Here is a 14221-nt window from a genome sequence, read left to right as displayed (position 1 = left end):
ACTAAAGATATTGATTCTTGAACTATTTCTCTGATTTTTGAATTGCATATTATCTCGTCAATATTTTGTTTAATATTGAACGATTTGAATCGCTATTTTGATTCATTCAATAATGGATTTTAAAAAGTCATTGTGATCCCGAAGCCTAATTAATACTATAAGATTGCTTTCTTTCACAATGGCCTGATAATGATTTGAAACATGGAATTAGGACTATATACTTTCGTCGAAAACACTCCGGATTCAGAAACCGGGCAACTTCTTCATCCTTCAGACAGGTTAAGTAATCTTCTTGAAGAGATAGAGCTGGCTGATGAATCCGGTCTGGATGTAGTGGGAATTGGAGAGCATCACCGGGAGGAATATGTTTCGTCTGCGCCTTCGGTTATTCTGGCGGCAGCGGCAGCCCGCACAAAAAACATTCGGCTTTCAAGTGCTGTAACTGTTTTGGGATCAGAAGATCCCGTGCGTGTTTACCAGCAATTCTCTGCACTGGATTTGCTTTCAAAGGGGAGGGCGGAAATCATGGTTGGCCGGGGATCATTTATTGAATCATTTCCACTGTTCGGGTACGATTTGAATAATTATGATGAACTTTTCGCCGAGAAATTGGACCTTCTGCTAACTCTGCGAGAGAATGAAACTGTGAATTGGAGCGGGAAATATCGTCCATCCATTTCCGGAAGAAATGTTTATCCACAGCCAATACAATCTCCGTTGCCGGTTTGGGTGGCAGTTGGCGGTACTCCTCAATCTGCTTACAGAACGGGTGCTTTGGGTTTGCCGATGGCACTTGCCATCATTGGGGGACAACCGGCACAATTCAAACCTTTTGCAGATTTACATGCAAGAGGAGCCGGGGAAAACGGACAGGAACCCCAGGCTCTGAGTATCAATTCGCATGGTTTTATTGCAGATACCTCCCAGGAAGCTGCGGATATTGCTTTTCCCGCATTCAAACAGGTGATGGACAAAATAGGAAAGGAGAGAGGTTGGTCGCCCATGAGCCGGCAACAATTTGACGCCTCTATCGGACTTCATGGAGCAAATGTTGTCGGGAGTCCTCAGCAGGTGATAGACAAAATTCTTCACCAATATGAGATTTTTGGCCATGATCGTTTTCTCATTCAGATGAGTGTAGGCAGTATTCCTCACAAAAAATTACTCCGATCTATTGAGTTATTTGCTACAAAAGTGGCACCGGCTGTACGAAAAGCAATTGGATAGTCATTGTCTTTTTTGTTCTGAAGAAGTCCCTTGAAGAAGCCTCAGCCAGGAAGTATAATTTCTACAAAATTACGGATTCTGCTTGCTGATCTGTTCGTGAATCTCATTAATTTTCATCAACGCGGCTGAGCCGTACCACGGATGCAGTTCCATTTCTAACGCGCCTGCCTGGATTGCCGGATCGGTCTCGGTTAATTCTCTGGCTTCTTCAACGGTTTTAACATTGAAAACATAAATTCCCCGAACATCTCCGCGATCCATGAAAGGTCCCGCTAAGACGAGATCTCCATCTTCTGCCATTCGTCGAATATTTGCGAGGTGTGCTCTTTGTAATTCCATTGCCTGAGTAGAATCCGCACTTGGGTTTGGACCGGCTTTCAGAAACGCCATCACATATTGACGCATCCCGTAGTCATCAGCCCCAACTTCATTAGCCAACTGTTCATTAAAAACTGTTTCGAGTGAATCCTTTGGCATGGAAGAAGACTCTGTATTTTGATTATCGTTTCCAGAGCAATTAGCAATAAGAAAAGCCAAACCGAGGAGAAGGAATAATTTTTTCATCAGGAGAAATTTTGATTGTGGTTAGCAGATTGTACTATTTCATGAACTGAAAATCCATGAAATTTTGACGAATTTTACAATCATTCGTTACCCGTCAGAATCAAAAAGAGAACTCATTATACGCTGTGATAAGAGGCTTGTCGGGCGATAATTTTTTCCATTCGGAAATTTATTAAACAAACACCTCTTACGATAATCTCTTGTTTTTTCTTAGATGTGAAACCCATTTTCAGAAAAAACGGTTTGGCTGTGATACTTACTTCCACATACAACTTGTTCAGACCTTGTTTTTGTGCTTCATTTTCGAGACCGCTATAGAGAAGCTTTCCGACTCCCTGTCCCTGAAAATCTTTATGGCAATAGAAACAGTCGATGTGCCCGTCAAAATCGAGCTGGGCAAAACCTGCAATAATTCCTTCAGATTCGGCAACCAATGTAAATTTACTTGAACATTTGGCGTTCCAATCACGAAAGTGGATGTCATCCGGTGCCCAGACTTTTACTTGTTCTTCAGTATAATCACCAAGATTTACCGTGCGAATGGTATCATGGAAGAGTTGGGCAATTTGGTCTGCATCTATGGATTGAAATCGACGGATGTTCATTTTCAGTTAACTACTTGAGCATCAGCATTTTTCGTGTGACAAGCTTATCATCTGTAATCAGCCTGTAAAAATAGACGCCGTCTGCCAATCCCGACCCGTTAAATTGTATGCTATGTTCACCCGCGGGTTTAATGTTATTTACCAGTACAGCCACTCGCCTGCCGGAAATGTTGTAGATTTCCAGACGTACGTTGTTTTCGGTCGGCAGCCGGTATCGAATAGTAGTTCCGGCAATGGCTTTCGAAAATGGATTCGGCCAGTTCGGATCCAGCGCTATTTCAGTAGGCGCGATGGTTGTGAAGCTCCAAATCTCACTCCAGGATCCGTCCCCATACATATTTACCCCACGGACCTGCCAATAATAGACCTGGTTATATACTAATTCCTTAGAAAGCTGGAAAGTTGTTTGATGGAGATCGGTTTGATGAAGAACAGGATTACTGAGATCTGGTTCTGTGGAGACGATTAGCTCGTAATTTTCAGTTTGTCCGGCCGGTTCCCAAACAAGCTCCGGCAAAAGCGGAATGTCATTGATGTGGTCAGCAGGAGAAATCAGGTTAACCTGGGCGGGTATGGGAGGCAGAATAGTTGTAAAATTCCAAGTATTACTCCAGGGGCCGTTACCATTGCTATTAACGCCACGAACACGCCAGTAATAGGTTGTGCTGTAATCCAGATCTTCAGAAACATTCAAGGTTGTTTCCTCAAGATTTGTTTGATGAACAACCGGATTGGAAAAATCAGGATTTTCAGAAAGCAACAGTTCATAATTTTCTGTCTCATCCGCATCCATAGATGTCCAGGTTAGCTCCGGCCGAATGGGGATATCGGTACCGTTATTGTCGGGAGACAGCAAGCTCACTTGTCCGGGAAGAGCGATGGTTGTAAAGGCCCATGTCTGGCTCCATTCGCCATTTCCCGTATTATTTACGCCACGAACCTGCCAATAATATGTAGTGTTATAATCAAGATTTTCAGTGGGCTTAAAAGTTGTTCCGTCAAGATCTGTTTGATGAATAATAGGAGCGGTAAAATCGGAGTTCTCCGATAACACCAACTCATAGCTGTCACTTTCATCATCCACATTCCAACTGAGTTGGGGTTGAAGGGGGATGTCGTGGCTTGCATTTTCAGGACTTTGCAAAACGATTTTTCCCGGAAGCGGGGTAGAAGCTGATGTTGTTGTGAAGCTCCAAACAAGACTCCAGGGACCATTCCCATCAGAATTTGTGCCCCGAACCTGCCAATAATAGGTTTGGTCAGTGTCCAGATTACTTGTCAGTTGGAAAGATGTCTGTTCTATATTTTCCTGGCGAATCAGCGGATCAGAAAAATCGGTCGATTCCGAAAGCCTAAGGATATATTGCTCAGCATAGGTGGCTTCATTCCAATTAAGAAGTGGTTTTAACGGAACATGCTGGCTGTTATTTGCCGGGCTCTGTAAAACGACTTTAACCGGGGGCGGGGTAGAAGCAGATTGAGTGGTAAAATTCCAGGTGTTGCTCCATTGTCCTGTGCCGTTATCATTCGTTCCACGAACACGCCAGAAATAGGTTTGACCGGCTTTCAGGTTTTCTGTGATTTGATAACTGGATGCATCCAGATTTGTTCGGTGAATAACCGGATCGGAGAAGTCATCTGTTTCTGAGACCATGAGGGTGTAGCTTTCTATGTTGGCATCATACCGCCAGTCTAGTTTTGGTCGAAGCTGAACATTATTTTCGTTATTGTTGGGTGAAACGAGTTCTATCTTTGCAGGAAAGCCTGAATCTTCATGCCAGCGGGCCAGGTAGCTTGCCGGTTTGCCACCGGCGTTTGTAAAATTTCCACCTACATACAAATCGCTTCCCGAAACGGCAAATGTCTGAACCGAGCCACTTACGCCATCTCCTAAAGGGCTCAGTTCCTTAGTATCAAAATTAAACTTTACAATATTATGAGCGCTTATTCCACCAGCATTTGAAAAAGATCCACCCAAAAATACTTGATTGCCCAACAAACCTATTTCATGGATAAAACCTTCAATATTGAGGTCATAAAAATTCCAGGTTTCGGTTTCTGTATTATAACGTCCTATATAATTGTTTCCATGATGATAACCCTCGGCTACAATAATATCCTTTCCTTCTAAAATAAAGTTGGTAGTAGAGCCTGGCCTTGCACCTGGTACTGCACTCCAGCTCGGATTACCGTTATCTTCTCTTAGGTTATAGCGGGCAAGATCTTCGGATTCAAAATCATCGCCACCAATATAGTTGAAGGAACCACCTATATAGAGATAGTCGTCCACAACAGCAAGACCTCGTACAATACCCTCAATGTTTTCCGGATGTTCATAGTCATAGTGATTAATTTCAGGTCCATCACCAAATCCACTCCAGGTTTCAGTAATCGTATCAAAACGGGCAATACTGTTAACAGACGACCCATGCGTTGGATACTTTTGACTAAGAACAGCCGTAAAATCACCTCCAATGATCAAGTTGTTCCCATCCTTAATCATTGTATATATAGTTGGATCACCAGGTGTATAACTGGTGTAATATCTGTAAAGCTGACCAATACTATTCCAACTGGAATTCCCAGCATCTTCTTTTAGGTCATAGCTGGCTATATGGTCAGCCTCCATACCCCCGGCTTGATAAAAAGTACCACCGACGTAAAGAACATCATCTATTATTACAAAGCAATTTACATATCCATCAACCCCATCTCCCAAGGAACTCCATTTTTGTGTATTTATATCATAACGAGCAATATTAGAAGCAGAGATTCCTCCCACTCTTGAGAAATGACCACCGACATAAAGAATATTTTCATGTACCAATAATGCTTCTACTTCTCCATTTAAACCTGTACCACCAAAAGATTTCCAGGAAAGATTTCCATTATTGACATTAGCATATGCAATATTTTCGGAAAAGGCAGAGTCTACTCGCTTAAAATTACCTCCGATAAAGAGTGAGTTTTCGGAACTCACAAGAGCCTGGATGGGGCCATCAATATCATCCAGAGATTCCCAACTTTCCTCACGTCTGTTTTCGACATAATTATAACGGGCCATATTTGATGTATTCAGCCCGCCAATGTTATTAAAACTTCCTCCAGCATAGATGTAATCTCCAATAATAGTTAGGTCGGAAATTATCCCATCCGAACTTTCACCTAAAATGCCAACTTGCCCAGTGTTAATATCATATCGGAGGAGATGAGAATTAGAATTCCATGCCGCAATGTACATATCATGATCTTTTATAAGAATATCATATACGATTCCAACACGTTTATTTGTCTCAGGAGAGCTCCAGCTTGAATTGCCATTGTCATCATTCAAATTATAACGGGCAAATCCATTAATAGAATTTTCACCGGCGTTTTCAAAATTTCCGCCCACAAATAAATAATTCTCAAATACTGCAAGAGCATGAACTTCACTCCAACTTTGTGACCATGAATTAATGTAAACACCATCACCTAATGTCCCCCAACTTGCATCACCATTATCATTTGATAAGTCATAACGGGCGATACTGTTTGCTTCAATTCCCCCTGCATTTGTAAATTTTCCGCCCACAAATAATATATTTTCATACACGAGTAAAGTATTCACATCCAAATATTCATAACTATTATTTGGATTGTTATGTACAAGCCCACTCCCTAAGGCACTCCAGCTTGCACGACCATTGTCTTCTTTTAAATTATAGCGCGCAATACCATTAGCAGGGTTGCCTCCTGCGTATGTGAATCTTCCTCCCACATATAGAAAGTCATTTGCTACAAGTAAAGACTTTACATATCCCGAATGACCAAACCCCATCGTTCTCCAAGTCTTGTTCGTAATATGATAGCGTGCCAGATTAGTTCCAGTAACATTGGCTATGTTCATAAACCGTCCTGCCACATATAGGAAATCATCATGAATAAACATTGCAAGCACTTCACCATCGGCTCCTGGTCTTACACTTTCCAGTGTCCAGTTATTATTCGAAGCGCTACTGTTGTTCATAAAAACCGGAGTGCCATCATCACTGACTGAAAGTGTAAATCCCTCAGGGTTTAAGGAACCAGAAAAATTATGAGGATTTTGAAATGTGCCGTTTTCGGTGAGGAAGTCACTGAGGGGACGCTCACTCGAGGGGCCTTGCCCAAATGCTGTGTTACAAAGAAGAATGAATAAACTCAACCATAAAAGCCGAAATGCCAGTAGTTGTACTCGTGTCATAGTCGTTTCCCTTATTGTAGTGCAAGAATAAGGCATTTATAAATTCATGCCACACCCGGTACGCCTCTTGAGATTCTTGTACTTTATTTACGCCAGAAATTTTAAGGTATATTACTTAATAATTTTCAATTTTTCCGAAGAAAAGGATAGACTGTATTATGAAGCAGTTCAGCCGGAAAATACATTCAGAAAAGGAATGTTGAGGGATTGGGAAAAAGGAGAGAATGGACACAGAATCTGAGAAATAGATGAATTCCTGTGATTCTGTGTCCATTTAAGTTTGATTTGCTTTAAGGAAGTTCCGTACTGCCCATCAGCCAGCGGTCACATTCGCGGGCAGCACCACGGCCTTCGTTAATGGCCCATACCACGAGGCTTTGTCCCCGGCGCATGTCTCCGGCGGCGAAAACACCTTCTACATTTGTATCGTATTTGTCATGCTCAGCTTTAGCGTTTGATCGATTATCCCGTTCTACTTCAAGCTGGTCTAACACCGGACTTTCCGGACCAAGGAATCCCATAGCCAAAAGAACGAGATCGGCTTTCCAGATTTTTTCAGAGCCTTCAATCTCTTTTGGTGATCTTCGCCCGTTTTCATCCGTTACCCACTCAATCTGCACGGTATGAAGTTCTTTCACATTGCCATTTTCGTCACCCACAAACTTTTTGGTCATGACCTGGTATTGGCGGGGATCATCACCGAAAATGGATGCAGCTTCTTCCTGCCCGTAATCAACTTTATAGATATTGGGATATTGCGGCCAGGGATTTTCATCCGCACGGGCATTTGGAGGTTTAGGCAGAATTTCAAACTGGGTCAGGTTTTCACAACCATGTCGCATAGATGTGCTCACACAATCCGTTCCGGTATCACCACCGCCAATTACAATTACATTTTTTCCTTTGGCAGAAATGTAATTTCCGTCTTCATGATTTGAATCAAGCAGACTTTTTGTATCAGGTCTTAGAAAATCCATGGCAAAGTGAATGCCTTTCAAATCACGTCCGTCAATCGGGAGATCTCTCGGGTTGGTAGCGCCGCCGCACAGGATTAATGCATCATGTTTTTCTCGAAGTTCCTGGGCGGGAATATCTGTACCGATTTCGGTATTGGTTACAAATTCAACACCCTCTTCAGTCAGAAGATCAACCCGTCGTTTTACAACAGATTTATCCAGTTTCATATTGGGGATTCCATAGGTCAGTAATCCGCCGATACGGTCAGCCCGTTCGTAAACGGTAACTTTATGCCCGGCTCTGTTTAACTGGGCGGCGGCCGCTAATCCTGCGGGACCGGATCCGACAATACCTACTGTTTTGCCGGTTCTGTTTTCAGGTGGTTCGGCAACAACCCAGCCTTCTTCAAATCCTTTATCAATAATGGCTTGTTCGATGCTTTTGATGGCCACGGCTGGTTCAATGATGCCGAGAACACACGATCCTTCGCACGGAGCAGGGCATACGCGTCCGGTAAATTCCGGAAAGTTGTTTGTTTTATGTAGACGATGCAGAGCGTCTTTCCACTTGCCCCGGTAAACGAGGTCGTTCCATTCCGGAATCAGGTTATAGACCGGGCATCCGGCTGATTTATTAGCAATTTCGGTTCCGGTTTGGCAGAATGGAACCCCGCAATCCATACACCGGGCTCCCTGTTGCTGAAGCTCTTCATCGGATAACGGTTTATAAAATTCGTTCCAGTTTTCCAGCCTTTCTTTAGGTTCTCTGTATGGAGTGGATTTACGTTTGTACTCCATAAAGCCGGTTGTCTTACCCATAGTCTGCAATACTTTTTTTAATGTTTAAAATCGTGGATACTGTCTTAGGAGATTGGTACCTAAAACATTGTTGAGCAAAGCCTGTTTTTAGTTTCCTTCTTTACGGGTTTTGTTTTCTTTATTCTGAAGAAAAGCTTCCATTAGAGCATCGTCGCCACTATATCCTTGTTTTTTGGATTCCTCAATAGCTTCATTCATGCGCTTAAAGTCTTTTGGCATTACTTTTACAAATTTGGGAACCATTTCTTCCCATTTTGCCAAAACTTTCCAGCCCATGGTACTATCTGTGTAGTCGGCATGTCTTCGGATCATTTTTTCTACTTCCCGAATTTCATCCTCATCCTCAAGATTTTCGAGGAAAACCATTTCGGGATTACAGAAATTCTCGAAGGTTCCATTCTGATCTAAAACATAAGCGATTCCGCCTGACATCCCCGCTGCAAAATTTCGTCCGGTTGCTCCGAGAACAACTACACGTCCACCGGTCATATATTCACAGGCGTGATCTCCAACGGATTCCACAACGGCTTTTACACCACTGTTTCTCACACAGAACCGTTCTCCGGCCATACCGCGGATATAAGCTTCGCCGCTGGTTGCACCATAAAACGAAACGTTTCCGACAATGATATTCTCTTCAGGTTTGAACTTGGCTCCATCGCCGGGGTAGAGAATCAGTTTTCCGCCGGACAGGCCTTTTCCGAAATAATCGTTGGCATCACCTTCCAGTTCAAGAGTCATACCTTTGGGGACAAACGCTCCAAAACTTTGTCCGGCCGAGCCTTTAAATTTCAGGTGGATAGTATCTTCAGGCAGTCCTTCACGGCCATACCGGCGCGTAACTTCACTACCCACAATGGTTCCCACAACCCGGTTGATACTCCGAATCGGGAGTTTTGCTTTCACCGGCTCTCTATTTGTAAGAGCAGGTTCACAGATATCCATCAGTGTTTGAACATCGAGTGAGTTTTCAAGCCCGTGATTCTGATCAATCAATTTTCGGGTACCGATCTCATCTCCAACTTCCGGCTTATACAGAATAGGAGAGAGGTCCAGCTTTTGGGCTTTCCAGTGTTCAACTTCTCGCTGCTTGAGTTTATCGGTACGTCCGATCATCTCATCAATTGTTCGGAAGCCTAACTTCGCCATATATTCGCGAAGATCCTGTGCAACAAATTTCATGAAGTTCACCACATATTGAGGATCACCTACAAATTTATGGCGCAGTTCGGGATTTTGAGTTGCAACACCCACGGGGCACGTATCGAGGTGACAAACCCGCATCATGATACATCCGAGTGTAATCAGCGCACTGGTTCCGAATCCATATTCTTCAGCTCCAAGCAAGGCGGCAATTGCAATGTCGCGACCAGTTTTAATCTGGCCATCCGTTTCAAGGACCACTCTGCTCCGAAGATCGTTCATTACCAGTGTTTGATGAGTTTCAGAAAGCCCAAGCTCCCATGGCAAACCGGCATGTTTGATACTGGTTTGAGGAGATGCTCCGGTTCCGCCATCGTGTCCGCTGACCAAAATTACATCTGCGCGGCCTTTGGATACACCTGCGGCAATCGTACCGACACCTTTCAATGAAACCAGTTTTACATTGATTCTTGCTTTGTTATTCGCATTTTTTAAATCGTGAATTAACTGTGCAAGATCCTCGATAGAATAAATGTCATGGTGCGGCGGAGGAGAAATCAAACCTACACCCGGCGTCGAGAGCCGTACTTTTGCAATCCAGGGATAGACTTTTCGGCCGGGCAGCTCACCGCCTTCTCCGGGCTTGGCTCCCTGTGCCATTTTAATTTGAATTTCATTTCCCTGGGTAAGGTATTCGCTGGTTACGCCAAATCGCCCGGAAGCTACCTGTTTGATGGCGCTGTTTCGGGAATCGCCATTGGGATCAAGTGTGTATCGTTTAGGATCTTCACCGCCTTCACCTGTATTGCTTTTCCCGCCAATGCGGTTCATTGCAATGGCCATGGCTTCGTGTGTTTCTTCACTGATTGAGCCGTATGACATGGCACCGGTTTTAAACCGTTTGCAAATCGCTTCAACCGATTCAACTTCCTCGAGAGGAATCGGGTTTTCCTCAAAATTAAAATCCAGCAAGTGGCGAAGTGTTGGCGCCGGATCAAACTGATCATCAACCAACTTTGCATATTCTTTGTACAACTTGTAATCGCCGGTTTTACTTGCAAATTGTAGCGTATGAACGGTCTTTGGGTTGTACATATGGAATTCGCCTTTTTTACGCCACTTATAAAGACCGCCTTCATCCAATACATGTCCGTTAACACGATAGTTCGGATAAGCTTTTTTGTGTCGCATTTCGGCTTCAGTGGCAATTTCATCCAGCCCGATTCCACCAATTCTGGAATCTGTCCAGGTGAAATACTTATCGATCACTTCTTTCCCGATTCCAAGAGCTTCAAAGATCTGTGCTCCACGATAAGATTTGATGGTTGAAATTCCCATCTTGGACATCACTTTCACGATGCCTTTTACAACCGCTTTGTTATAACCCTTTACGGCACGTTTGTAATCAATATTTTCGATGTATCCTTCTCTGATCAGGTCGTAGAGGCTTTCGTAGGCCATATAAGGATTTACGGCATCCACTCCATATCCAAGAAGTGTACAGAAGTGATGTGTTTCCCGTGGTTCGCCGGATTCAAGAACAATACCAACTTTGGTTCGTTTACCGGATCGAATCAAATGATGGTGCAAACCTGCAACAGCTAATAAGGCCGGAATCGGGACATGCGTTTTGTCAAAATCCTTATCAGAAAGAACCAGGATATTGACTCCCTTCATGATTGCGATATCTGCCTTTTCAAATAGTTTCTCAAGGGCTTTTTCAAGTCCTTCTCCACCAGAACCGGACTCAAAGAGAATGGAAAGTGTTTCGGTTTTAAAACCGGGTAATTTCAGTTTTTGCAGTTGCTGCATCTCCTCGTTGGTGAGGATGGGCGAGGTCAATTCAATCTGCCGGCAGCTATCCGGTTGGGGATCCAGAATATTTCCCTGTGTTCCCAAAATGGTTTCAGTAGAAGTAATCAGTTCCTCACGAATCGGATCAATCGGCGGATTTGTTACCTGTGCAAACAACTGTTTAAAGTAGTTGTAGAGTAATTGCGGCTGGTTTGAGAGAACGGCAATCGGCGCATCGTTACCCATAGCACCAACCGGCTGTAACATGTTTTCGGCCATTGGGCCTACATTCACCCGAAGATCTTCATATGTATATCCGAAAACTTTTTGCCTGTGTAAAACTTCTTCGTGGCTAAGGGCCGGTTCTTCATACGTTAGTTTCTCTGTAACCTTATCAAAGTCGATAAGGTTTTTATCGAGCCATTCCTGGTAGGGATGTTCGGTTGCAATCTGATTTTTGATTTCTTCATCACTGATAATTCTGCCTTTCTCAGTGTCAATCAAAAGCATTCTGCCCGGTTGAAGCCGATCTTTGTGAATTACATCATCTTCATTGATATCGAGTACTCCCACTTCGGAGGCCAATACAACGGTATCATCCCGGGTTATATAATAACGTGAAGGACGCAGGCCGTTTCGGTCCAGAGTAGCTCCTACAACTTTTCCATCGGTGAAGGCAATGGAGGCAGGTCCGTCCCACGGTTCCATCAAACAGCTGTGATATTCGTAAAAAGCCCGTTTATCGGGATCCATGTTTGTATGTTTTTCCCATGGTTCGGGGATCATCATCATCATGGCATGGGGGAGTGATCGCCCGCTCAGGGTCAGGAATTCAAGACAGTTGTCAAATATGGCAGAGTCACTGCCATCTTCCTGAACAATTGGGAATAATTTTTTAAGATCGTCACCAAATAAATCCGAAGCGAATTGGCCTTCTCGTGCACGCATCCAGTTTTGGTTGCCGCGCACAGTGTTAATTTCTCCGTTATGAATCAGGTAGCGGTAGGGGTGGGCAAGTTTCCAGCTTGGGAATGTGTTTGTACTAAATCGGGAGTGGACCAAAGCCAGAGCCGATTCCATCTCGGGCTGCTGGAGATCCGGGAAAAATATTTCAACCTGCTTGGGCGTCAGCATTCCTTTATAAATAATCGTTCTGCAGGAAAGGCTGGCGATATAAAAAAGGTCTTTCTCTTTTATATTCAGATCGGTTTCTTCGATGGCCCGTGTGGCCCGCCGGCGAATTACATAAAGCTTGCGTTCGAAGTCAAGCTCGGTTTCAAGATCTTTGCTCCGTTTTATAAACAGTTGCCGAAAAGATGGTTCTGATGCCTTTGCGGTTTTTCCCAAATGAGAATTATCGGTAGGAACTTTTCTCCAGCCCAGAACTTCGAGCCCTTCTTCGCTTACAATTCTTTCCACGACTTTTTCGCATGGGCGTCTGTCTTCGCGTTCGCCGGGAAGAAAGAACATACCAACTCCATATTGTCCGGGTTCGGGAAGATCAATATTCAACCCTTCACAAGATTGTTTGAGAAACTTATGGGGAATTTGCATCAAAATTCCGGCTCCGTCACCAGAATTTGCTTCACTTCCGGTAGCGCCCCGGTGGTCAAGGTTTCGAAGAACAGTTAGAGCTTGATTTACAATTGTATGCGATTGTTTACCCTTAATGTTTACAACAAACCCGATACCACACGCATCATGTTCGTAATCAGGACTGTACAGTCCTTGTTTTTGAGGGAGCTTATTCATACCAACAATACTTTATTATTTAATAATGCTTACTTACAAAAAAATCAGATCCGCTTTCAGATGCCCGACTGTCATCTTCAACGTTCGACATGAAATTATATCCAAGAGCTTACGGCCCGATCAATTCCTTTCGCTTCTGTACTATGTCCAATACTTTTGTCATTTCCGCCATTAGTTAAAATAACAACGGTTTATTCAATTCAAAGCGGAGAATCGTCATCCTTCTAATGAACTAAATAATCTAATAAGATTTTGTGGCTTTTTTCACTTTAAACCAAGTTTATGGGCATTAAAAATGCATAAAAAACATAATTAGATGTGGAAGCGGTTACATCTGCCTTGTTGTTTCATATTTAATAGTTCAAGTTTTTTATTTGAGAACACAAAAAGTTTTTTTTCACCTTTTTATGAAAAATAGGTGAAGAAGATTCGCTGTTTTTTGTGCATGAAAAGACAGGAAAATTAAGTTGATCGTGGCAAAGTTCCATCAATAAAATTCAGGTTTTCTTTCAGCTTTCCATTGATAACTGGTTGTCCGCAGGTAAATCATTTCTCAATCTTTATTATAAGAATTGAAGGAGAGGCCTTTTCCCAAAGTTGAATCTACGTTATTGTTTGGAAGGCAGGGCAAGAAAACTTCAAAAGTACAATTTGAAAATATAAAATCGGCGCGATTTGGCAACATATTCTCTGTTTGCAAGTAAGAAGAAGGAGTAATGAAACTTGAGTTCTATAGGATCTGTTAAGATTTAAAATGAAACCGGATAAGTAAACAGAGAATAAAATTTCATGGATTTAAAAAATAAAACCCGCACAGAACTGGAAGATAAAATCAAGAAACTGGAAAGAGTGATTGCCACAAAAGGTGTTGGGTCAAAACAACTGGCGAGGGCAGAGCGGATACAAAGAGATGTAAACCTGGCCCTCATCCTTGGAGGCGTAACGGTTGTACTGGGACTTACGGCTTGGACAATTTATCAATATAAAGGAGAATAAGTATCCATTCTTCTTATTTATTTTAAGAACCTCTTTCGCTTCGATTAGATGAGGTCCTATCACGATTGCAGACGAAATGTTTTGAGGCTTTTTTGCTTTGTAAAGGTATCTGCAAGACGTATTTCAGCCCGTCTGACACT

Annotated in this window: 7 protein-coding genes; 2 read left to right on the top strand and 5 right to left on the bottom strand. The window is 43.0% G+C overall.

The features are described from left to right. The first annotated feature begins 201 nt into the window (after positions 1–201). Positions 202–1227 (top strand): LLM class flavin-dependent oxidoreductase, encoded by a 1026-nt coding sequence (locus L0B18_RS14545; protein WP_234572524.1) that lies wholly within the window; start codon positions 202–204, stop codon positions 1225–1227. 69 nt (positions 1228–1296) lie between these two features. On the opposite strand, the gene L0B18_RS14540 is transcribed toward L0B18_RS14545, so the two are convergent. The 5 genes from L0B18_RS14540 to gltB form a co-directional block, all read right to left on the bottom strand. Then, complete coding sequence (locus L0B18_RS14540) at positions 1297–1791, bottom strand: YciI family protein (protein ID WP_234572523.1); 495 nt, start codon at positions 1789–1791, stop codon at positions 1297–1299. Positions 1792–1907: 116 nt separating this feature from the next. After that, positions 1908–2396 (bottom strand): GNAT family N-acetyltransferase, encoded by a 489-nt coding sequence (locus tag L0B18_RS14535; protein WP_234572522.1) that lies wholly within the window; start codon positions 2394–2396, stop codon positions 1908–1910. Positions 2397–2406: 10 nt separating this feature from the next. Then, complete coding sequence (locus L0B18_RS14530; RefSeq protein ID WP_234572521.1) at positions 2407–6621, bottom strand: T9SS type A sorting domain-containing protein; 4215 nt, start codon at positions 6619–6621, stop codon at positions 2407–2409. A 290-nt stretch (positions 6622–6911) separates the two neighbouring features. Continuing rightward, positions 6912–8396 (bottom strand): glutamate synthase subunit beta, encoded by a 1485-nt coding sequence (locus L0B18_RS14525; RefSeq protein ID WP_234572520.1) that lies wholly within the window; start codon positions 8394–8396, stop codon positions 6912–6914. An 87-nt stretch (positions 8397–8483) separates the two neighbouring features. Continuing rightward, positions 8484–13085, bottom strand: coding sequence for a glutamate synthase large subunit (gltB, locus tag L0B18_RS14520; protein ID WP_234572519.1), 4602 nt, complete (start codon positions 13083–13085; stop codon positions 8484–8486). 789 nt (positions 13086–13874) lie between these two features. Here gltB and L0B18_RS14515 point away from each other — a divergent pair. Then, positions 13875–14081 (top strand): hypothetical protein, encoded by a 207-nt coding sequence (locus L0B18_RS14515; protein WP_234572518.1) that lies wholly within the window; start codon positions 13875–13877, stop codon positions 14079–14081. The last annotated feature ends 140 nt before the right edge of the window (positions 14082–14221 follow it).

This window comes from Rhodohalobacter sp. 614A (assembly GCF_021462415.1).
Classification (GTDB): Bacteria; Bacteroidota; Rhodothermia; order Balneolales; family Balneolaceae; genus Rhodohalobacter.
The sequence above is the reverse complement of the archived record's forward strand: the minus strand, read 5'-3'. Positions and strand labels throughout refer to the sequence as shown.

What these genes read in the sequence shown, in the direction of transcription:
- L0B18_RS14545 (WP_234572524.1), top strand. Translation starts at nt 202, where the DNA reads ATGGAATTAGGACTATATACTTTCGTCGAAAACACTCCGGATTCAGAA.
- L0B18_RS14540 (WP_234572523.1), bottom strand. Translation starts at nt 1,791, where the DNA reads ATGAAAAAATTATTCCTTCTCCTCGGTTTGGCTTTTCTTATTGCTAAT.
- L0B18_RS14525 (WP_234572520.1), bottom strand. Translation starts at nt 8,396, where the DNA reads ATGGGTAAGACAACCGGCTTTATGGAGTACAAACGTAAATCCACTCCA.
- L0B18_RS14515 (WP_234572518.1), top strand. Translation starts at nt 13,875, where the DNA reads ATGGATTTAAAAAATAAAACCCGCACAGAACTGGAAGATAAAATCAAG.
- gltB (WP_234572519.1), bottom strand. Translation starts at nt 13,085, where the DNA reads ATGAATAAGCTCCCTCAAAAACAAGGACTGTACAGTCCTGATTACGAA.
- L0B18_RS14530 (WP_234572521.1), bottom strand. Translation starts at nt 6,621, where the DNA reads ATGACACGAGTACAACTACTGGCATTTCGGCTTTTATGGTTGAGTTTA.
- L0B18_RS14535 (WP_234572522.1), bottom strand. Translation starts at nt 2,396, where the DNA reads ATGAACATCCGTCGATTTCAATCCATAGATGCAGACCAAATTGCCCAA.